Raw genomic sequence first — 20,555 nt, forward strand, 5'->3', positions numbered from 1 at the left:
TCTTTAAATGTTTATTGCTAAATCCATTGCCGTAATAACGAATTACGCTTTTACAGATGTGTTTAGAATATCATTCTCTTCAAGGAATTTCGTATTGAATTTCGCAGATTTGAATACGTCATTGTTCATTAAAGCTTGGTGGAAAGGAATTGTTGTGTTAATTCCAGGTCCAGCTACTTCAAATTCTGATAACGCACGGTTCATTTTAGCGATTGCTTCTTCACGAGTATCCGCATGAACAATTAGTTTCGCAACCATTGAATCATAGTAAGGCGGAATTGTATAACCCGCATAAACAGCTGAATCAACACGTACACCATAACCACCTGGTACTACGTAAGTATCTACTGTACCAGCAGAAGGCATAAAGTTTTTATATGCATTTTCAGCATTGATACGGCATTCGATTGCCCAACCATTCATTTTAATATCCTCTTGCTTGAATGGAAGTTCTGCGCCTGAAGCAATTTTTAATTGTTGTTGAACTAAGTCAACACCTGTAATCATTTCAGTTACCGGATGCTCAACTTGGATACGCGTGTTCATTTCCATGAAGTAGAAACGATCTTCTTGATAATCATAGATGAACTCGATTGTACCTGCACCTTCATAGTTACAAGCTAGTGCCGCTTTTACCGCAGCTTCACCCATTTGAGCACGACGCTCTTCAGATAAAGCTGGAGATGGTGCTTCTTCTACAAGTTTTTGCATACGACGTTGAACCGTACAGTCACGCTCTCCAAGATGAACAACATTGCCGTGTCCATCTGCAAGCACTTGGATTTCACAGTGACGGAAGTACTCGATAAATTTCTCTAAGTATACGCCTGGGTTACCGAATGCCGCAGCCGCTTCTTTTTGTGTAATGTCGATACCTTTTACAAGGTCTTCTTCAGTACGTGCTACGCGAATCCCTTTACCGCCACCACCAGCAGTTGCTTTAATGATGACTGGGTAACCGATTTTGGCAGCCCATTCTTTACCTGTTTCGATATTAGGAACAATCCCTGTACCTGGCACTAAAGGAACGTTAGCCGCTTCCATAGTGTCACGTGCCACGTCTTTAATTCCCATGATTTTAATCGCATCAGAAGATGGACCGATAAATTTAATGCCTGCATTTTCACATGCTTCTGCAAATGCAGCATTCTCAGCTAAGAAACCATAGCCAGGGTGAATTCCGTCAACGCCTGTTTTTTGTGCAACGCCTAATACGGCTGGGAAACTTAAATATGAATCTTTAGACAATTTAGGTCCAATGCAATAAGCCTCGTCCGCTAATTTTACGTGTAATGCATCTGCATCTGCTTCAGAATATACTGCAACAGTTTGAATTCCTAGTTCCTTACAGGCACGAATAATACGTACTGCAATTTCACCACGGTTTGCAATTAATACTTTTTTCATCGGTATACGCACTCCTTATTCAGCTTTTACTAAGAATAGAGGTTGACCATATTCTACTAATTGGCCATCTTTAACTAAAACTTCAACAATTTCACCTTTAATTTCAGCTTCGATCTCGTTGAATAATTTCATTGCTTCAACGATACATACGATTGACTCGTCGCCTACTTTATCGCCCACTTGCACATATGCAGGTGATTCTGGATTTGGAGATTGATAGAATGTACCAACCATTGGAGAAGTGATTTTGTGTAAGTCTGTTGTGTCAGCTACTGGTGCTGCTGCTACTTCTACTGGTGCTTCCACTTTTGGAGCTGGTGCTGGTGCTGCTGCTACCGCTACTGGAGCCGGTGCTGCTGCTACTTCTTTTTTAGGTGCTACTACTTCTGTTACCCCACCGTTTTTCTTTAGCTTTACTTTTGCCCCATCTGCTTCATAAACAAATTCATCAATAGATGATGCATCTACTAATTTAATAATTTCTCTAATTTCTTGAACTTTGAACATTCTGAACTCTCCCTTTAAACAAAATTAATAATAACACAATTTCTATTTTATAATTTTTCCAATAATTTTGAAATACATTCTTGAAATTTTAATAAAAAATATCATAAAATAGAGGATAACTGTGTTAAAACAAAAAACTTCAAGTTCTCTGCTATATAACACAGTCATCCATCAATGTATTATTATTAACATATTTTCAATAAAATGGTTTTATATCAACTGTTACAACTACATTATTATCCAATTCCGTTTTAATTAGGTGAACGATTTCATTCGCCTGTTTTGTAGAAGTTTCATCTGACATAACCGTTACGGCTACTTTTTGTTCATCAATACGAACTAATGCGTCGTCATAGCCAAAAGATTTAACAAGCATTTCTAACATCGCTTCAGACGATTCCCGATTAATGAGCTGCTCCATTTCATTGAATGCTGCATTTTTTTCTTCTGGCGTATATTCAGCAGATGCCATTTTTTGCTCTAACTGTTCGCGTAATTGACTTCTTTTATTGCTTAATTCTAAACGCATTTCTTGGAAAAGATCACTTTCTGAGCTTACTGTTTTCGTGATTTCTTGATTGACACCTAAAATATCCGTTTCATTCAATGTATCATCTGTAAAAATCGTGAGCAGATTTCCTGTATTATTGCTACCAAAGGCATAATATACCCCGATTACTGCCACTAGACTAAATAATGTTAAAAACCACACTGTACGTTTTTTTACCTTCACTTTTCTTCCTCCTTCATTTGCATAGGGACAATTTGAATGCGATGCGACGGAATTTGCAATGCTGTGCTGACCGTAGTTTTCAATAAATTTTTCACAGTCGATTGATGCGCACCTTCTGCAACGATTATGACCCCTGTCATTTTTTGCTCTTTGGAGAGCGTTAAGAAATTGCCGCTTTCTGTTTCTTGCTCGTAATGAAAATACACTTGAACTTGTCCTACAGACTGAATACCACTTAAAATTTGTGCCAGCTGCTGTTCATCCGTCAATCGCTCTTGTCCTTTATTTGTTGAATTGAATGTGAATATAAATACTACTATGATTACGACGACGCTCCCAATTAGTAAAAGAGGACGATTCGCTTGTTTTTTATCCACATGTTTGCGTAATGCGCCCCCCTTTTCATTTTTTCATCTCAATGTATGAGTAGTTTTGATACTTTATGCAAATAGGGACAAGAATAAATGAGAGACTGAAATATAAAGTGCTAGTTTTACATACACTTGCCACTCCTTTTCTTCTACAAAAAACAATAGACTACTACCGAGCAAAACAATGAGAAGTATATCGATCATGTGTTACCTCCTATCGAAAGCTGCATTAAAACGATACATAACATCACAATAAAAATAATTGAAAAACCAAGCAATAATGCGACGGCACACAGCACCATCAAGGTTTTTCCTACATCGTCAAATAGACTACTTATCCGCGTATTCGAAAAAGGTTCCACTAGCGCCCCAATAAACTTAAACATGAGTGCATGCAATAATAGAGTCATTGCAGGATAAAATGCTGCACTCCAAACAATCGCCAAAAAGCTAATCCCGAAAATGGTAGAAATAGTTGATTGTGTCTTTTGAAATAAAGACAGCCCTTCTACGATTAAATTCCCAATGAGCGGAATATTTTGTTCCACTAATTTTTTTATTGGTGATTTCACCGCATCATTTAACTGAAAAAATGCCACTCCTGAAAAAGATAATATTGACGTTAGTGCTAATACGGAAGCAACAATAATACTTAAAGCAGAGGACCGAATGAGATCTGCCGCTTTTGAAAATGAAATAGCGGGATAAATTTTCGTACAAACATCCAAAAATAACGCAATCAAAAGGGAAGGAATTAAAAGTTTTGTGCAAATAAATAGTAAAAAATGAATAACCATTATGATGACTGGATTCCAAGCAATAAAGGTAAAAATCGTTGAAACAGCAATGAGCATGGTCGAAATAATCGGAATCATTAGGATAAAAAAGCTTTGAAGTACCGTAATCAGCTCACTTAATACGAGGAATGCATCCATAATTTTTTGTGCGAACATCGCGATAAAGAGGAGTATAAATAATTGTTCAATAATCGCCGTTTGCTGTGGTATGACAGCAATTAATAGTAAATAAAGGAAAATGTAGAGAGCTGTGAACGCGATTGATGTAAGAATCGACTGAATCGGCTGTGAAAACATTGACAGGAAATAATCCATTATTGTAACCTTTCTAGCAATTCCATCACAGATTTAAATGCTGGTTGCAATTCATTGAACCAATACCCAACTAACGTTAATCGAATGGAAAGTTTCACAACTGTAGAAAATGCTTCATATTCCATTTGATCTAATAGTTCACAAAACAATTCACTTAAAATCAATAAAAATGCGGTAAATAAAAGCCCTTTTGCATATGGCGCTTTGTTGAACGTTTCTTCAAGCACTTGCCAAAACGGAATTAACTGTCCTCGAACAACGAATTGAACAAATATAAAAAAAAAGACGATGAGAATAATCGAATGGAGCCTGTCCATAGATTGTTTAATCAATTGAAGGAGCAATATAAAGACGACACTCGCAAATAATATACTCATCTAACTAATGACAGATAACCATTGAAAGAATACGACGATTTCGTTAAAAAATAACCGTAAAAATCGTATTAATTCTACTGTTATATAAAGATACGCTACAAAGAATAAAAAAAATGAAAACTCCTTTTTCCCTAGCTGTTCAAAGAATATATGAAGAAGTGCTATTACTAAACCTACTCCTGCTACTCGAAGCACATCTTGCAATTCCAAAAAAGCCCTCCCCCCTTACCGAAACTATATGCGTCCTAAATGAATTTAAGCACTTTTGATTTAACTTGCTTCAGCAAAAATTCCTCACTTCTAAAGTGGGGCGAGGAATGCCAAATTTGCACTGAATTCAGTGTTGATTAAACTCTGGCTAAGAACGCTGCGTCCTGCAGCAACGCCTGAGTGACCAACATAGTATTGGTCCAAAACCCCAGCGAATGTTACAGATTATTAAGGGGAGTTTTCCGAGCGGAAGCGGACTCGAAAAGAATCTGGACAAGAGTTATCCAAAGCGTAATTGATTGAAATGCGCAAGTAAAAACGCAGAAATGAGATATCCATTTCTGCGTTTTTTCGATAATATTCAACTAACTGAAGTTAACTCATCAACAATCTCTTGAACGGAAGCTTCTTTAGCTAAATAACTATTTTCCCCCATCCAAAGAGATAAATATTCTGGTCTATTTTGCTTAGCACTTTCTTTGCGAATCGCGAGCGTTAAATAGTGCTGGACGGGATAAGGTGCGACAACCGCATCCTTTAGCTTTTCTGTAAATTCATTTTTTAAGCCCCGCGCATATTTGCCTGTAAAAGCTTTTGTCAAAGTGGTTGCCTTTTGCTCCGACTCTAACACCGCACTTTTATGCACATTGCTTACCTCACACTCATGTGCCGTTAATAAAGCTGTTCCAATTTGGACCGCTGTTGCGCCCATTTCCTGCATTTCTTTCACATGCTCAGCCGTCATAATGCCACCTGCTGCGATGCAATTAATCGACACATTTTTAAGCACATCTCGTAGCAATTGTTTTGTCGGAATCAATTCAATCGGATCTGTAAATGAGCCGCGATGTCCACCCGCTTCACATCCTTGTACAACTACCGCATCTAAGCCCGCAGTTTCAACTGCAATCGCTTCTTCCACAGTAGTTGCAGTTCCGATTAAATAAATGCCATGTGCTTTCAGACGAGTAATTATTTCATCATTTGGAAGACCGAATGTAAACGAGCAAATTTTAACATCTTCATCGATGATCGCTTGTACTTGTCCATTAAAAACTTCTGTGGAAACAACGCGCTGTGTATTGGATACACCGAGTTCCTCATAAAAAGGTTGCAATGCGACACGCGCATCTTGTAATACCGAAATGTCAATTTTCGGCTCATCTTGGACAAATAAGTTTACACAAAATCTTTTATCCGTGAGCGCTTTTACTTGCTGTATGAATTCCTTTGTTTCAGCACCATTTAAATAGCCTGCTCCGATCGATCCTAATATACCCGCTTCACAACATGCCGCTACAAATTTTGGTGATGTGACACCTGCCATCGGTGCTTGAATCATTGGTTTTCTTAAGGCGAAATTTTGCATCATCAAACTCACTCCTTTATGTAATTATACTTTATTTTTTACATATTTGGATATAATGTAGGAATGTTTTCTTCCCTTAGTGCATCTTCATAATGTTAGATTAAATTTTGTTTCTAATTTAACTTGCTTCAGCAGGAGTCCTTCATTTACTTCCGTGGGGAATGAATGCCAAGTATGCCCTCAATTCAATGAAGGTTCAAACGCCTGCTGAACAGGGAATCTCAGGCTAAGAACGTCGAGGCATAATTGATACAAAAAAAGACAGACAATCGTAGTAATTGTCTGCCTTCTTTCTATTAAGCACGTGAAACGTATGAACCTTCTGTTGTGTTTATGATTAATTTGTCGCCTTGGTTTACGAAGAATGGTACGTTTACCATTAAACCTGTTTGCATTTTTGCAGGTTTTGAACCGCCTGAAGCTGTATCGCCTTTAATACCTGGCTCAGTTTCTGCTACTTCAAGAACAACTGTGTTTGGTAATTCAAGACCTAACATTTCACCTTGGAAAGATTGGATATGAATTTCCATGTTTTCTAATAAGTATAATAACTCATCTTTAATTTGTGCTTCAGCTAAAGTTGTTTGATCATAAGACTCCATGTCCATGAATACATGCTCGTCACCTTGTGCATATAAATATTGCATTTTACGGTTTTCGATCATTGCTTTTTCTACTTTTTCACCCGCGCGGAACGTTTTTTCTTGTACGTTACCGTTACGTAGGTTACGTAATTTTGAGCGTACGAAAGCAGCACCTTTACCTGGTTTTACGTGTTGGAATTCTAGTACGCGGAATAAGTTACCGTCAACGATAATCGTTAAACCCGTACGGAAATCGTTTACTGAGATCATGAGTTTTTTCCTCCAAATTATAAAATGATTAATTGTTTTGTCGAATGCGTTAGTACTTCATTACCCGTTTTAGTGATTAAAATATCGTCCTCAATTCGAACGCCACCAATTCCAGGTAAATAGACACCAGGCTCAATTGTTACCGCCATATTCGGCTCTAAAACCGTTTCTGAGCGGAATGATAATCCAGGTCCTTCATGCACTTCTAAGCCAATTCCGTGACCAGTTGAGTGCCCAAATGCTTCGCCGAAACCTTGTGCTGTTAAATAGTCACGAGCAATCGCGTCTGCCTCAATACCTGTCATGCCTGGACCTACTTTTTCAAGTGCTAATAACTGAGAGGCTAATACAACATTGTACATCTCCACTAATTTATCTGAAGGTTGCCCTACTGCAATTGTGCGCGTAATATCTGAAATGTATCCGTTATAGTATGCACCAAAATCAAGCGTTACAAAATCACCTTGCTCAATAATTTTATCTGTTGCTACGCCATGTGGTAACGCTGAACGTAAACCACTTGCAACGATAATATCAAAAGATGAACTTGTAGCACCTTGTTTACGCATGAAAAATTCTAATTCATTCGAAACGTCAAGCTCTGTTTGACCAGGTTTAATAAAGTCTAATATATGTGTAAATGCATTGTCTGCAATTTCACACGCAACCTTAATAATATTAATCTCTTCAGTTGTCTTAATCAAGCGAATTTTTTCAATTAACCCTGAAAGTGGTACAAAATCTACTTTTACAGCCATTCTGTATACTTCATACATCCCATAAAGTAGTGCATCTTTCTCAAATCCTAGCGTTTTGATACCCATTAATGCAACTTGATTGCCTACTTCTTCAAAAATCGTTCCTTTATGCTGAACAATACGGAAATCTGTAATTTGTGCTGCTGCTTGCTCTGTATAACGGAAATCTGTAATAAATACCGCGTCATTTTGCGAAACAATCGCAACACCAGCCGTACCTGTAAAGCCTGTCATGTAACGACGGTTATAATCATTTGTAATTAATAATGCTTCTACACCATTGTCTATTAATGCTTGACGTAATTTTGCTAGTTTCATATTCGTTCCCCCTACTTTTATCTTTGTAAAAATTTGCGCATTGCTAGTTCATAACCAAATGTGCCAAGACCACAAATTTGGCCTATGCATTCTGCCGCTAATTTAGATTCATGACGAAATGCTTCGCGTGCATGAATATTGGAAATATGTACTTCAATTACAGGTACATCTATTGCGGCAATTGCATCTCGCAGCGCAATAGATGTATGTGTAAATGCTCCTGGGTTAAAAATAATGCCATCACAACCTCGATCAGCTGCCTCGTGAAGCCAATCTATTAACACACCTTCATGATTTGATTGGTGAAAATCAATTGTTGCATCAAAATTTGCTGCCAATGCTTCACATTTTACTTTCACATCTGCTAATGTTTCTGAGCCATAAATTTCTGGTTCACGCTTGCCTAATCGGTTTAAGTTTGGACCATTCAATATTACCAACTTCATAATGAATTCTCCTTTTTCGTTACTCCCCCTATTTTATCACAGACTTTTCAGACATCAACACTTTCGATTACTTCGACAGTTGATAGCGATAATATTGGGCGGTTTCTGTAAGGACGCGCAGCCCGATGATTACGATGACGATAAAAGGAATCGATAATTTTTTAATTGAATCAAGTTCCATCGGCAAATGTAAAATTCGGAACTCCAATAAAATCGCGAATAGCATCCCCGCAATAAGCGAAAAGGCAAACGGTGATTTCCCGAGAATTGATCGTGCTAAAAAATAAACTAAACAGACAAGAGCAAACACACCAACAAAAAAAATGAGCCACCTTTCAAACGCATTTGGTTGAATGGCCTCCCATTTTTTCATAAAGCTAACGGGGCTCCACTTAATCATGTTAAACAAATGAAGCAGCTTTAAACTACCTACAAAATAAATGGTCACAGCGAGTGATGTATAAATAATCGACATATCATAAGCACCTCTTTTTTGTTTAAGTTTCACCAAACGAAAAATTTCCTATACCTTTACGTAGTGCTTTTTCATAAAATCTAGTACAATAATAAAATCAATATTTAGAATCTATTTACAGAGAGTGGTGTACTGCAAGTGAGTAATAATGCGCCGGTATACGGTGGACAAGCACTTCTTGAAGGTGTCATGTTCGCTGGGCAAGATCATATGGTGACAGCGGTTCGTCGTAATGACAACTCCATTGATTATTTCCATATTAAAAAAGAGAAAAAACCGATTTTTCAAAAGCTGAAAAAAATTCCTTTTGTCCGTGGTGTCGTTGCCTTAATCGAATCCGCTAGCTTCGGTTCACGTCACCTCCAATTTGCATCGGATCGCTATGATATCGACCCAGGCGAGGAACATTTAGAAGAAAGCGAAGAACCTTCTAAGTTAATGCTGTTTTTAGGCGTTGCATTCATTGGAGTTTTGACATTTTTATTTAGTAAATTTGTTTTTACCTTAGTGCCAATGTTTATGGCAGAATTTTTTAAGCCATGGTTCCCAGGTAAAACAGTCCAAATCTTAATTGAATCCGGCTTTAAACTCATTTTATTACTCGGCTATTTACAAATTATTGCGATGACGCCTTTAATTAAACGTGTATTCCAGTATCACGGTGCCGAGCATAAAGTCATTAATTGTCACGAAGCAGGGATGGAATTAACAGTAGAAAACGTTCAAAAACAGTCTCGTTTACATTACCGCTGTGGCTCTAGTTTTATTTTATTTACCGTTTTTGTTGGCATGTTTACATATTTCCTAGTGCCAGTCGATCCTTTATGGGTGCGTTTAGTTAGCCGTATTTTATTAATTCCAGTTGTCCTTGGTATTTCTTTTGAAGTATTACAAGCAACGAATGCGGTACGTAATGTTCCCGTGCTACGTTATTTAGGCTATCCTGGCTTATGGCTGCAATTATTAACAACAAAAGAGCCCAAAGATGATATGGTTGAAGTGGCGATTGCTTCATTTAAAAAGCTGCACGAAATCGAAAAAAATCCAGAAGTTGCCGCTACATTAGCACATGATTAATTGAATGAATTAATAAAAGCTATGCAAATTTTCGTTTGCATAGCTTTTTTATCGATTCTAGTTAATAGAAATTCCATGTCGCTTAACCAATATTCGTACTTCTTCTTTACTTTTCCAACAAAATGAAGAAGTCGTTATGAAAAAGAAAACTATTTTTTCCCACTTCATCACTCCGAGTTCTAGTCATCTCTTGTGTCTGTTTAAATTTCTTGAGTTCAATTATACTTCCTAAAATCTTAGTTAAGTAGTATCACTATTATTAAAATTTATAGTAACTTGTTAAATTATATTGAAAAATTTCAGAATCAAAATCATTTTGTTTAATAACGTCAGTTGCTATTTGTACTATTGTAATGTGAAGAAGATTATTAATACAAAATGAAGAAAATTATAATTTAAAAACAGGGAAACTTGTAACACTTTCCAAGATTGTTAATATAATATCAATATAATATATAAGGAGGTGAGAATATGCGTGCTTATAGAAATAATAAAGATTATGAATATAATGAAGATTACAAATGCAGAGAAGATTACAAATGTAAAGAAGATCACAAATGTAAAGAAGATTGTAAACACAAACATGAATTAAAGCCTATGGTATTAACAACAGGTGTATTAAATACTGTTGTTAATCAAACAGCAGCTCATATTGAAGTAGCTAACCTTGATCCAGTTGAAACCTTTCAAGTAAGGATACAAGTTATTAACTGGAATAGTGGTACTCCAGTAGTTCTGTTAAATCAAGTCGTAACTCTTTTACCGAATCGACATGCTACCTTCAGTCAAAACGTTGCTGCATTCCATTATGAAGTTAGGATCTTCCATCCTGGAAGTCCGAATGTTATTGCCAATACTTTTGCAATAGATGCAGGGACTTTCACTCTTCCTGGTTTAACTTTCAACCAAAAAGACCTTATGAAGTTAGATATACCTTGCATTTGATTTTAACTTTTCCAAAAAAGTAAGATGTTGTGTCGAGATATTGCTTTAACTCTAATTAAATGAACTTAAGTTAAAATATGTTAGATTCATAAAAACAGCCTAATCATTTGATTTGTGTATCAAAGGATTAGGCTGTTTTTATGAAGTGTGTTGTGGGCGTGAAGCGGTTAATATACGCTCGAAGCATTTTGTGCGTGCTATGGATGAATGGCGAGTTCAATTTCCTAATTGATATATAGTATTTTACAATTTTATCATGTTTCAATATTTATAAATGTCTCCAAACCGTTTTAAACGACTTTATTGTTACATTCATAGGTTCTTATTTAGTAATTGTAAAAATTTAAATAACTTTATTTTTACTTGAGTTAATTTCATAATTCTCATCCCTTCGGTATCAAGGGTTTCAAACAAATAAAAATGAGGCACCTCCCCAAGTTCGGTATAATGGTAGCGACTAAACAACCTTATACGAACGGAGCGAATGCCTCATGACTATTGTAAAACAAATTAGCCTTTTTGGCATCCAAGAATTATACGAAATGGAAAGTTCGCACCGATTTGATGCGATTTTCGCCACTTTCGACGTACAACCAATCTTTCAACTCTTTTCGAAAAAGTCGTTGCGTGGGGCTCCACGTGAATGTAACTACGGTGCCATTTGGTAGAAGGTATACTGCATTTGACGCTTACCACTATTTGATTACTAACTTAAATTAAATACCGGTCTTGAATTGTAGGTAATTGTTTTTGCACCCGGTGCAGTTCATCAAGTGCCCTCTTTCCTATCTTCAATCACGTATCCATTGAAATATAATCCCATTCTTCATCCCGATGTCCTAACATCCAGAACAATCCCCTGCGTCTTTCCGTGACAATTCTTTCATCTATATTTGCTGGAGCTTCTTGTCCTTGTATTCGACTATTTACACAAGCCCAGTGCAATCTATAGATTTTGTCCGCTTCATCCACAATCTCTTCCTTGTTCCGCATTGCCGTTGTACCATAAAATTGCTCGAACGACTCACAGCTTGAAACAACTTGAATTGCATATTGGCAATTGCAAATATCTTCAGGAAAATCGAGTGTATCAACAATCCCCAACGCCCAAATAAGTACCCAGTATGCTTCATATTGCCAGGTAATATCGCCCGCTTCTTGCTCATTTGGTTCTTTAGCTTGTAAAAAGTTCCGTTCATTATCAGTTAGGAAATCTTCCACACCATATTTCTGCAGCATCGTCATGAAGAAGTCTTTCGATTTATGTATATCTCCCTCATGCACGACATCGCAAGCGTATTGAATAACAATTAACAATGCGACAGCTCTTTTTGCGATATCTTCCTGTGTTCTAAACGGATATTGCGCTAATGGTAGGAGCTGTGGGAGTGATTTAATAAATGGAATCTCATGTTCATTTAAATACACAATGGTTTTGTTTTTTCTTTGTTCCCCTTCTTCTGATGTAACTTCAGGTCCCATTATTTTTCTTGTACAACTTTGAGGTCTGAAATGAGCAGGTCCCGATTTCCCATCAGGGTAAACTATAACAAGCCCTTCTTGATCGAGCAAAGTACCGTTTGGCAAAAAGCCAATCCCGCCTATTTGTGCGAGCAGGTTCGTAAATAACTGCTGCAGTTCTTCATTCATATCCTTCTCCAATTCGATGGCAATCATCGTATTTAACACAGATATTTGTGTTAAAACTAGCCCTTTAAGTTGCTCATCTTCAAAAGGAATTTCATCATAGAACCCCATCATCCCAGGTATATTTTTCTCGAAATAATCTGGTTCTGTATCTTCCGAACTGACCCTTATCGTCATCTTATCTTTGTTAAAAAGCCTTTTGGACTGGATATAATATTCATTTTCATTACTCTTAATTCGAAAACCTTTTGCAAAAACATCTAAAATCCCATATTCAATATCTTCAATATCGTTTTTAGAAGCAAATATTGTGAAATACTTCAAACCCATCTCTCCTCTTGTAGTCCATTGTTTTAATTTAAGATTACGTAAAAAAATTTAGTAAATCGAGTAATATTATACCATTTCTATACGAGTTAATTTCATAATTCTCATCCCTTCGGTATCAAGGGTTTCAAACAAATAAAAATGAGGCACCTCCCCAAGTTCGGTATAATGGTAGCGACTAAACAACCTTATACGAACGGAGCGAATGCCTCATGATGTTGTAAAACAAATTAGCCTTTTTGGCATCCAAGAATTATACGAAATGGAAAGTTCGCTCCGATTTGATGCGATTTTCGCCACTTTCGACGTACAACCAATCTTTCAACTCTTTTCGAAAAAGTCGTTGCGTGGGGCTCCACGTGAATGTAACTACGGTGCCATGATTCAATCCCTCATTATTCGCATTGTAGAACGTATTCCTACAATAAAGGATTTAATTAAACGTTTAGTCAATGATCCTTTATTCCATTTGAATTGCGGTTTTCTATTCTCAGATGCCGTTCCATCTGAGGCATCTTATTCACGTATGATTCGCGTGATTAGTGAATCATATGTGATGGATTACATGCAGGATGAACTCATTCAAACAGCCTTTACTGAAGGTTTTCTTGATGATGAGCACCTAGGTTTTGACGCAACACATTTTGAATCTCGTGATGCCTCTAAGCCTTCTGAAAAAAAGGAAGTCATGCCACCCAAAAAGCTTGGACGTAAATCAAAAGAAGAACACGCTGCCTGGCTCGCCGAACAAGTAGAAATCGAAGCGAAACAAAAGACTTATGAAAAGAAGCTAGAGGCGCAATTAACCATCCCACTCAATACGCTTTGGCAAGACATTCCCATAAAGCCAAACTGGGGCATCAAGAAAAATAGTGAGGGTAAAAACACGTTCTGGTATGGATTTAAGGGTCATCTAGTTGTGTCCACAAAAAGCCAATATATCGTAGCTCGCCTGATGTCTTCAGGCAACTTAAGTGATAGTAAAGCGGCGATTCCGTTACTCAAAAAGGTAGCGCAATTAGTACCGAACCATTTTACAACCGCGATTTTTGATGCAGGTTATGATTACGAACCTATTTATCGCCAAGCACTTGATCAAACCATGCGTGTCATCATTCCTTATAATGTCCGTCGAGAAGGCGAAGTGATCGGTTTTGACCAGCATTTCCGACCAACATGTGTGCGTGAACATAGCTACTGTTACGATAGCTTTGACGAAAAATATCGTACACTCAAATTCACACGTCCAAAGGAATGTGAAACATGTCCATTAAGAAAAGATACGCTCTGTCAAAAGGTATACAAAATCAAGTGCGAAACGGATATTCGCAAGTACACGTATCCAGCAAGAGGTTCAGAATACTGGAAAAATCTCTATAAAGAACGCACTGCCGTTGAAAGAGTAAATGCCTATTTAAAGCAATTCTTTCAATTAAAAAATGTCCGTCACAGAACAGGTAGAAAAGCAAAGTTACATTTCAACCTGGTGACGTTTGTTTATAATGCCTGCAAATTAGCAATCGATCGCATTAATGCACAATTACAAGAGCAACAGGAAGCTGCATAATTTTTTTAAAACGTAAGTTTTACACAGGAGAAGTCTAAGCTCTAAAAAAAGATGATTTATGAAATTGATTCACTTAACAATTATTTAACATAAATAAGAATAATTGGAATCAGAAATTTACATCTACAGAAAATTACTTTTCAATTATAATATTTAGCCTCCCGAAATATAATCGTTGAGTTCACCTCTTTGAAATGGCATAATATACATTAAATGAAAAGACAAGCTAGGGGGTGTCGCATGAAAATAGTTTTCCAATTTGTAAAGCGATATAAAATTTCAGCCGTTTTTGCACTTATTTTTATGTTGTTAGAGCTCGCTTTTGAACTCGTCCAGCCATTATTCATGGCCATACTGATTAATGAAGGATTGCTTCAAAATAACTTACATAATGTGGTCTTTTGGGGTGGCTGGTTGTTCGTCCTGACGATACTATCGTTTATAAGTGGGGTGTCCAATTCCTTCTTCTCCTCTCACGTCGCACAAAGCTTTGCCTATGATTTACGGAAAGCACTTTATTCAAAAATTCAATCCTTCACGATGGCGACGTATTTAACGTTTCCAACGTCCGGTTTGATTACACGCTTAACGAGCGATTCGAATCAGGTTACATCGATCGTATTCATGCTATTGCGCATTGCAATGAGAGCTCCGTTAATGGCAATTGGATCGCTTGTATTGGCCTTTTACGTCAACGCACAGATGGCGCTTATTCTTTGTGTCAGTACGCCGTTTTTAGTTATTTTTCTCGTTTGGATGATTTCACGAGGCATCAAACTTTTTGCACGCGTTCAGTCTCGCTTAGATGCGGTGAATAAACAATTACAGGAAGGCTTACAGGCTGTACGTTTAATTAAGGCGTATATGCGAGGACAGTATGAGGAAAGCCGTTTTCAAGCGGTCGCTGAAAATTTAAAGTTCGATACGATGAAGGCAACCCGCTTAATGGAAATCGCCCTCCCGATTTTACAATTCGTCTTGAATGTCAGCCTACTTATTGTCATTTGGGTTGGTGCACAGCTCATTGATACGAACAGCATTCTTGTTGGGGATTTAGTAGCTGTTGTTAACTATGCATTCCGCATGACTGCTGCGTTTTCAATTTTCTCATTCATCATCATCGCTTACGCACGTGCAAAAGCATCTGCTGAGCGCATTGAGTCGATTTTAAACTTGGAGGAAGGTACGGAGGAAGTAACGGAAAATACACTGCCAATGTTACCGCAAGTTGCGATTCGTTTCGAGCATGTATCTTTTGCCTATCCTTCTGCTACAGAGAACACATTGCAAGACTTAAAATTCTCCGTTGCAGCCGGTGAAAAAGTGGCCATTATGGGGGCAACAGGGTCGGGAAAATCAACTATTTTGCAGCTAATTGAAAAATTTTATGAAACTACTGAGGGTGAAATTTATATTAATGAGCACAACATAAAGGACATTCCATTGCAGCAATTACGCAGTTCCATTGCCTATGTACCGCAGCAATCCCTACTCTTTTCAGGAACAATTTTAGAAAATTTACGTTGGGGACAACGCGACGCAACGGAAAAACAGCTCAAAGAAGCGACGAAAAAAGCACAAATTCATGAAGCTATCGAACGTTTTGAGCTCGGCTACGAAACGGTCATTGGACAAAGAGGTGTGAATTTATCAGGTGGGCAAAAGCAGCGTTTTGCCATTTCTCGGGCACTGTTAAAAGAAGCACCATTACTCATTTTAGATGATAGTACCTCCGCGCTAGATGTCGCCACGGAAAAACGACTTTGGGAAGCACTGGATACGGAGCAAATGACGATGCTCGTAGTTACGCAAAAAATTCAAACTGCACAAACAGCAGATCGCATTTTATTACTTCACGAAGGACAAATTAATGCTTTCGGGTCACATGATGAATTGCTTGCTACGAACAGCTTGTACAAGCAAATTGTCGCGTCCCAACAGGAGGTGCTCGCCGAATGAAAATTTTTAACTATGAACCACTCATTACGAAAGAACAACTAAAATCAGCAAGTGGCAAAAAGAAAAAAGGCGCACGTGCAGAAAACTGGACGTACACGTTAAAGCGCATTTTCGACTTTATTGCTGAGCAAAAAAGTCGCCTCTTCCTTGTGCTATTTCTCGTGATGATTAGTTCTGTACTGGCGCTCGTCGGACCATTTATTATTGGCCGACTGCTCGATCGTTTCGTTGCAGAAGGCGTCTTTAGTACGCTCGATTATTGGCTTTACGGGCTCGTGTTCGTTTACTTTTTATACGGGGCTGCGAGCTATTTCCAAAACTATTTGATGGTAGGTGTCGCCCAACAAACCGTTTTTCGCATTCGAACAAGCTTGTATACGCACTTTTTTAAACTACCGTTACGTTTTTTCGACAAACGCAAGCACGGGGAATTAATGAGTCGTGCAACGAATGATATGGAAACGATTAGCTCGACATTAAATAGCGCTTTCATCCAAGTCTTTTCGAGTATTTTAACGTTAACGGGAACGATTGGCGTCATGCTTTTTTTAAGCCCTGCCCTGACACTTATTACACTGATCATCGTGCCGATTATGTTTTACGGCATGCGCTGGATCACAAAGCGTACAAGCCTATTATTTAAGCACCAGCAAGCGGCAATTGGTGAGTTAAATGGGCTCATTGAGGAATCAATTACGGGACAGCACGTCGTCAAAGCATTTTCACAAGAATCAGAAATGCTACGTCAATTTGAAGAAAAAAATAAACGCCTTCGCGCAGTAGGTTTTTGGTCGCTAACGTATTCAGGCTTCATACCAAAACTGATGAATACATTGAATGGATTAAGCTTCGCCATTGTCGCGTTCGTTGGGGGATTATTCGCTTATTACGGACATATTTCGATTGGAACGATTGTGATTTTCACCGAATATGCCCGCCAATTTACTCGACCTTTAAATGATTTAGCGAACCAATTTAATACCGTGCTTTCTGCATTAGCAGGTGCGGAACGTGTCTTTTTAATTTTAGATGAAAAAGAAGACAATATTGCAGGAGAACATGTGTCTTTAAGTGGGGATGTTAAGTTTGACAACGTCTCCTTCCAATACGAAGCCGGCGCGAAAACACCGACGTTATCCAATGTTTCCTTTCATATCGAAGCTGGGCAATCCGTTGCGCTCATCGGTCAAACAGGTGCAGGGAAAACGACGATTATGCAGCTATTAACCGGGCTTTATGAAAAAACAGGTGGCACCATTTTATTTGACAACGTGCCAATTGAGTCTATTTCGAAAGCTTCATTACGCGAGCAAATGGCTTTCGTGTTGCAAGATCCATTTTTATTTGAAATGTCCATTAAAGAAAATATTCGCTATGGGCGATTAGATGCAACAGATGAAGATGTCATGGAAGCTGCGAAAAAAGCCAATGCCCATACGTTTATCGAGAAATTACCTGATCAATACGACACAGTTTTATCTTCGGATGGCAGTCAAATTTCACAAGGGCAAAAGCAGCTTTTGTCCATTGCACGCGCATTTGTTGCAGACCCTAAAATTCTGCTTTTAGATGAAGCGACGAGCAGTATTGATACGATTACCGAGCTTCATATTCAGGCAGCACTTGAGAAGTTAATGGAAAACCGCACAAGTTTCATCATCGCCCACCGTTTAAATACGATTCGAAAAGTAGATTTCGTCATCGTGTTAAACGAAGGCAAAATTATTGAGCAAGGTCCGCGCCAAAAACTATTAGAGCAACAAGGTGTATTTGGACAAATGCTAAACGTATAAGGAAAAACGCCGATGCCCATTTATTCAAATGGAACGTCGGCGTATTTAGATTGAAACGTTAATTTTCGGAAATTTTTAAAATATTTTAGTGCGATTACAAGCGCAATCAGACAAACGACTACAAACGTAATCCCACTAATACGCAGAATCATTTGCGCCCCTTCTGTCGTAGGGAGTAACTCGCTAGAACTTTTATTGGCCCAGCAAAATTGAAGAAATCCGAGGATGTTGCTAAAACTATGTACGACGATTGGAACGATAATCGATTTCGTTTTCAAATAAGCGTACCCTAACACACAGCCAAAGAAAAAGGCAAAAAGAACCGTTATTGGATTAACATGAATTAAACCAAAAAGAAGCGATGAAACGATGATACTTTTTTGCGGGCTCCATTTGAGTGTCAAACGTCTTAATAAGATCCCTCTAAAAAATAGTTCCTCCCATATTGGCGCTAATATACAAATATTCACAAAAAATAAAATATACACAATGAGTGGCACATACGCAATTTCTTCTGAACTTAAAAAATTGTAGAAAAAATCTCGAATTTTATTTTCAAGTCGTAAAAAAACAAACATCAAAACCGCGATACCGCTCGCATAAGCAGCTAATTGAAGGCAGGCAGTAAGCGATAAATACTTCGTCCAACGAGCCCCCGTCATCACTTCACCAACTCGAGCTTCACTATACGTAAACCGATGCTTATTTGATTGATATAGCACATAGAGCATTAAACAAATCGAAATGAAAAGTGTAATCCATTCTTGCTTACTTGGTGAATATGGGAAAAGCGTAGAAAGAATTGCAATACCAATAAATATGCCTATTGCATATAAAATGAACCATCGAATTTTGAATTGTTTCAACTGAAGTAATTCCAATTTTTCTCACCCCTACTTCATTGTATCAAAAAATGGCAATAATATTCCAGATTCCCACCAAAATATGCGCTCGACAAAATGAAATTCTTGTGAAGATGTAAATTTTCTATTATGGATTCTAATAAAATATGTACATTTTAGGCTGGCTAAGCACATGAGCTGCACAGCTTTGAAGTCACAAATTTGTACGACTCACCTTTGTGCTTTGTGCAAGGCCAGCCTCTGTGAAAGTTTAGACTTTTGTAGCTTTTGCATTTTGTGCGCCGCTACCGTGGCAGGCGGCGTATTCTTATAATCTAAAAGAAAAAGCTGTGCCGAAATTCCCAATAAAAATTGGATTTTCCAACACAGCTATTTTTATTAATTAATAAATCAAACTAACCCTCGCCATCGCTTCACAGTGCGTAGAGTGTATGTGCAATACAAAGGGATGTTGGTGGGTTTAAGTAAATGGCTAGGTCCTATTATTGTAGAACCTAGCCTTTATAGTTGTCTTCAAATAGTTTTTTTCTTTAACGTACCCGTTAGCACAATAAGGTTTGTCAAAAATAGTATCCTATTAATGAATACCAAGATGCTTTTCAAACCAATTGCAAGCTTTAAGCTTCATAAAATAATTAAATTGGTGATCGACAAAGGGCATGCTGAGTCGAAGATTTCCTTGCTGCTCAGCGTACAATGGTAACAACTTTTCATAGAGTTCTAATGAATAAGTAAATAGTGAATCTGTATCTTGATCACCATTGATAATTAGTAATGGTTTTGGAGAAAAATTATTCAACTTTTCATATGGATCAATCATTTGGAAATACTCTGTTCTTTTTGCTATTTCTTTCTCTGCATTCTGAATCGGTTCTCTCCATTGTTCATAAGTACCAGTTGATAGGATACTATCTTTCCATGCTTTTGAAAAAGATGGCTTTCCAGCTATTGGAACCGCAACTTTTATATTAGGGTTATTAGCTGCGATATAAAATGTTGCATATCCTCCCATAGAAAAACCTGATATTCCTATTTTATTCTCATCTATCTCATCTCTACGTTTAAAATATTCAATGAGACTTTGTATATCAAATGCAGACTGTTCTATTACTTCATGCATATGAACATAAGAATCAAGTCCAGTATCTGGTGGAAATACTTTAGAAAATTTGTTAGTTTCGGTGTTCGTTTTCCTCATACCATGGTCTTTGCAGTCGATACTAACGTAATAAAACCCTTTTTTGGCAAGCATATATCCAAAATCTAATGCTTGCTCACGGTCTCCCCCGTATCCATGAAGATAAAAGATTAGTGGGCAATTCTTTAATTCACTTTGATAAATACTTAAAATCGGTATGTTATTCACTTTGCGATCGTCCATTATTATTTTTGTCATTAGTGTTACCTCTCTTATTAACAATTCTAAGTACCTACACTCAC

Annotated in this window: 22 protein-coding genes; 6 read left to right on the top strand and 16 right to left on the bottom strand. The window is 37.6% G+C overall.

From position 1 onward, the window contains the following. Window positions 1–42: 42 nt before the first annotated feature. The 13 genes from accC to CSE16_RS13465 form a co-directional block, all read right to left on the bottom strand. The gene (gene accC / locus CSE16_RS13410; RefSeq protein WP_099424368.1) at window positions 43–1,407 is read right to left on the bottom strand and encodes an acetyl-CoA carboxylase biotin carboxylase subunit; all 1,365 of its coding nucleotides are present in this window, start codon (window positions 1,405–1,407) and stop codon (window positions 43–45) included. A 15-nt stretch (window positions 1,408–1,422) separates the two neighbouring features. After that, complete coding sequence (accB, locus tag CSE16_RS13415) at window positions 1,423–1,914, bottom strand: acetyl-CoA carboxylase biotin carboxyl carrier protein (RefSeq protein ID WP_099424369.1); 492 nt, start codon at window positions 1,912–1,914, stop codon at window positions 1,423–1,425. A 196-nt stretch (window positions 1,915–2,110) separates the two neighbouring features. Next, the gene (locus tag CSE16_RS13420) at window positions 2,111–2,647 is read right to left on the bottom strand and encodes a SpoIIIAH-like family protein (protein WP_099424370.1); all 537 of its coding nucleotides are present in this window, start codon (window positions 2,645–2,647) and stop codon (window positions 2,111–2,113) included. Then, a complete protein-coding gene (locus CSE16_RS13425) occupies window positions 2,644–3,024 on the bottom strand; it encodes a hypothetical protein (RefSeq protein WP_099424371.1) in 381 nt (126 codons plus the stop codon). The genes CSE16_RS13420 and CSE16_RS13425 overlap by 4 nt, the downstream gene beginning before the upstream one ends. A 63-nt stretch (window positions 3,025–3,087) precedes the next feature. Next, window positions 3,088–3,222, bottom strand: a complete 135-nt coding sequence (locus tag CSE16_RS22060) for a hypothetical protein (protein ID WP_256376287.1) — start codon at window positions 3,220–3,222, stop codon at window positions 3,088–3,090. Further along, entirely contained in the window at window positions 3,219–4,130 is a 912-nt protein-coding gene (locus tag CSE16_RS13430; RefSeq protein WP_099424372.1) for a stage III sporulation protein AE, read from the bottom strand. The genes CSE16_RS22060 and CSE16_RS13430 overlap by 4 nt, the downstream gene beginning before the upstream one ends. Next, window positions 4,130–4,507, bottom strand: a complete 378-nt coding sequence (locus tag CSE16_RS13435) for a pyruvate formate-lyase (protein WP_099424373.1) — start codon at window positions 4,505–4,507, stop codon at window positions 4,130–4,132. The genes CSE16_RS13430 and CSE16_RS13435 overlap by 1 nt, the downstream gene beginning before the upstream one ends. Then, window positions 4,508–4,717 (bottom strand): stage III sporulation protein AC, encoded by a 210-nt coding sequence (locus tag CSE16_RS13440; protein WP_099424374.1) that lies wholly within the window; start codon window positions 4,715–4,717, stop codon window positions 4,508–4,510. It abuts the gene before it with no gap. A gap of 361 nt (window positions 4,718–5,078) precedes the next feature. Next, the gene (locus CSE16_RS13445) at window positions 5,079–6,089 is read right to left on the bottom strand and encodes an NAD(P)H-dependent flavin oxidoreductase (RefSeq protein ID WP_099424375.1); all 1,011 of its coding nucleotides are present in this window, start codon (window positions 6,087–6,089) and stop codon (window positions 5,079–5,081) included. A 293-nt stretch (window positions 6,090–6,382) separates the two neighbouring features. Then, window positions 6,383–6,940 (bottom strand): elongation factor P, encoded by a 558-nt coding sequence (efp, locus tag CSE16_RS13450; RefSeq protein WP_099424376.1) that lies wholly within the window; start codon window positions 6,938–6,940, stop codon window positions 6,383–6,385. 17 nt (window positions 6,941–6,957) lie between these two features. Next, entirely contained in the window at window positions 6,958–8,016 is a 1,059-nt protein-coding gene (locus tag CSE16_RS13455; protein WP_099424377.1) for a M24 family metallopeptidase, read from the bottom strand. A gap of 17 nt (window positions 8,017–8,033) precedes the next feature. Further along, complete coding sequence (gene aroQ, locus CSE16_RS13460; RefSeq protein WP_099424378.1) at window positions 8,034–8,462, bottom strand: type II 3-dehydroquinate dehydratase; 429 nt, start codon at window positions 8,460–8,462, stop codon at window positions 8,034–8,036. A gap of 67 nt (window positions 8,463–8,529) precedes the next feature. Next, window positions 8,530–8,937 carry a DNA helicase gene (locus CSE16_RS13465; RefSeq protein WP_099424379.1) on the bottom strand — a complete coding sequence of 136 codons (408 nt, stop codon included), beginning with the start codon at window positions 8,935–8,937 and terminating at the stop codon, window positions 8,530–8,532. A gap of 189 nt (window positions 8,938–9,126) precedes the next feature. Here CSE16_RS13465 and CSE16_RS13470 point away from each other — a divergent pair, with 189 nt between their 5' ends. From CSE16_RS13470 to CSE16_RS21435, 3 genes are all read left to right on the top strand, one after another. Next, window positions 9,127–10,014, top strand: a complete 888-nt coding sequence (locus tag CSE16_RS13470; protein ID WP_172954437.1) for a DUF1385 domain-containing protein — start codon at window positions 9,127–9,129, stop codon at window positions 10,012–10,014. A gap of 471 nt (window positions 10,015–10,485) precedes the next feature. Further along, entirely contained in the window at window positions 10,486–10,959 is a 474-nt protein-coding gene (locus CSE16_RS13475) for a hypothetical protein (protein ID WP_099424381.1), read from the top strand. Window positions 10,960–11,450: 491 nt separating this feature from the next. Continuing rightward, window positions 11,451–11,627: a hypothetical protein gene (locus CSE16_RS21435; protein ID WP_157764828.1), complete on the top strand. Its 177-nt coding sequence runs from the start codon at window positions 11,451–11,453 to the stop codon at window positions 11,625–11,627. 127 nt (window positions 11,628–11,754) lie between these two features. Here the strand turns inward: CSE16_RS21435 and CSE16_RS13480 are convergent, their stop codons facing one another. Continuing rightward, window positions 11,755–12,930, bottom strand: a complete 1,176-nt coding sequence (locus CSE16_RS13480; RefSeq protein WP_057990217.1) for a DUF4272 domain-containing protein — start codon at window positions 12,928–12,930, stop codon at window positions 11,755–11,757. Window positions 12,931–13,138: 208 nt separating this feature from the next. Here CSE16_RS13480 and CSE16_RS13485 point away from each other — a divergent pair, with 208 nt between their 5' ends. The 3 genes from CSE16_RS13485 (at window position 13,139) to CSE16_RS13495 (ending at window position 18,252) form a co-directional block, all read left to right on the top strand. Then, window positions 13,139–14,500: a transposase gene (locus tag CSE16_RS13485; protein WP_099424382.1), complete on the top strand. Its 1,362-nt coding sequence runs from the start codon at window positions 13,139–13,141 to the stop codon at window positions 14,498–14,500. Between the two features lie 240 nt (window positions 14,501–14,740). Continuing rightward, a complete protein-coding gene (locus tag CSE16_RS13490; RefSeq protein WP_099424383.1) occupies window positions 14,741–16,459 on the top strand; it encodes an ABC transporter ATP-binding protein in 1,719 nt (572 codons plus the stop codon). Then, window positions 16,456–18,252 carry an ABC transporter ATP-binding protein gene (locus tag CSE16_RS13495; RefSeq protein ID WP_099424384.1) on the top strand — a complete coding sequence of 599 codons (1,797 nt, stop codon included), beginning with the start codon at window positions 16,456–16,458 and terminating at the stop codon, window positions 18,250–18,252. Before CSE16_RS13490 ends, CSE16_RS13495 begins: the two co-directional genes overlap by 4 nt. 20 nt (window positions 18,253–18,272) lie before the next feature. Here the strand turns inward: CSE16_RS13495 and CSE16_RS13500 are convergent, their stop codons facing one another. Both CSE16_RS13500 and CSE16_RS13505 read right to left on the bottom strand, forming a co-directional pair. After that, entirely contained in the window at window positions 18,273–19,133 is an 861-nt protein-coding gene (locus CSE16_RS13500) for a CPBP family intramembrane glutamic endopeptidase (RefSeq protein WP_099424385.1), read from the bottom strand. A 559-nt stretch (window positions 19,134–19,692) separates the two neighbouring features. Beyond that, entirely contained in the window at window positions 19,693–20,511 is an 819-nt protein-coding gene (locus CSE16_RS13505) for an alpha/beta hydrolase family protein (protein WP_099424386.1), read from the bottom strand. Window positions 20,512–20,555: the final 44 nt, after the last annotated feature.

The sequence above is a fragment of the Solibacillus sp. R5-41 genome (assembly GCF_002736105.1).
Lineage (GTDB): Bacteria > Bacillota > Bacilli > Bacillales_A > Planococcaceae > Solibacillus.

Coding starts and splice junctions, on each gene's coding strand:
- accC (WP_099424368.1), bottom strand. CDS start 1,407: ATGAAAAAAGTATTAATTGCAAACCGTGGTGAAATTGCAGTACGTATT.
- accB (WP_099424369.1), bottom strand. CDS start 1,914: ATGTTCAAAGTTCAAGAAATTAGAGAAATTATTAAATTAGTAGATGCA.
- CSE16_RS22060 (WP_256376287.1), bottom strand. CDS start 3,222: ATGATCGATATACTTCTCATTGTTTTGCTCGGTAGTAGTCTATTGTTT.
- CSE16_RS13430 (WP_099424372.1), bottom strand. CDS start 4,130: ATGGATTATTTCCTGTCAATGTTTTCACAGCCGATTCAGTCGATTCTT.
- CSE16_RS13435 (WP_099424373.1), bottom strand. CDS start 4,507: ATGAGTATATTATTTGCGAGTGTCGTCTTTATATTGCTCCTTCAATTG.
- CSE16_RS13445 (WP_099424375.1), bottom strand. CDS start 6,089: ATGATGCAAAATTTCGCCTTAAGAAAACCAATGATTCAAGCACCGATG.
- efp (WP_099424376.1), bottom strand. CDS start 6,940: ATGATCTCAGTAAACGATTTCCGTACGGGTTTAACGATTATCGTTGAC.
- CSE16_RS13455 (WP_099424377.1), bottom strand. CDS start 8,016: ATGAAACTAGCAAAATTACGTCAAGCATTAATAGACAATGGTGTAGAA.
- aroQ (WP_099424378.1), bottom strand. CDS start 8,462: ATGAAGTTGGTAATATTGAATGGTCCAAACTTAAACCGATTAGGCAAG.
- CSE16_RS13465 (WP_099424379.1), bottom strand. CDS start 8,937: ATGTCGATTATTTATACATCACTCGCTGTGACCATTTATTTTGTAGGT.
- CSE16_RS13470 (WP_172954437.1), top strand. CDS start 9,127: ATGTTCGCTGGGCAAGATCATATGGTGACAGCGGTTCGTCGTAATGAC.
- CSE16_RS13475 (WP_099424381.1), top strand. CDS start 10,486: ATGCGTGCTTATAGAAATAATAAAGATTATGAATATAATGAAGATTAC.
- CSE16_RS21435 (WP_157764828.1), top strand. CDS start 11,451: ATGACTATTGTAAAACAAATTAGCCTTTTTGGCATCCAAGAATTATAC.
- CSE16_RS13485 (WP_099424382.1), top strand. CDS start 13,139: ATGCCTCATGATGTTGTAAAACAAATTAGCCTTTTTGGCATCCAAGAA.
- CSE16_RS13490 (WP_099424383.1), top strand. CDS start 14,741: ATGAAAATAGTTTTCCAATTTGTAAAGCGATATAAAATTTCAGCCGTT.
- CSE16_RS13495 (WP_099424384.1), top strand. CDS start 16,456: ATGAAAATTTTTAACTATGAACCACTCATTACGAAAGAACAACTAAAA.
- CSE16_RS13505 (WP_099424386.1), bottom strand. CDS start 20,511: ATGACAAAAATAATAATGGACGATCGCAAAGTGAATAACATACCGATT.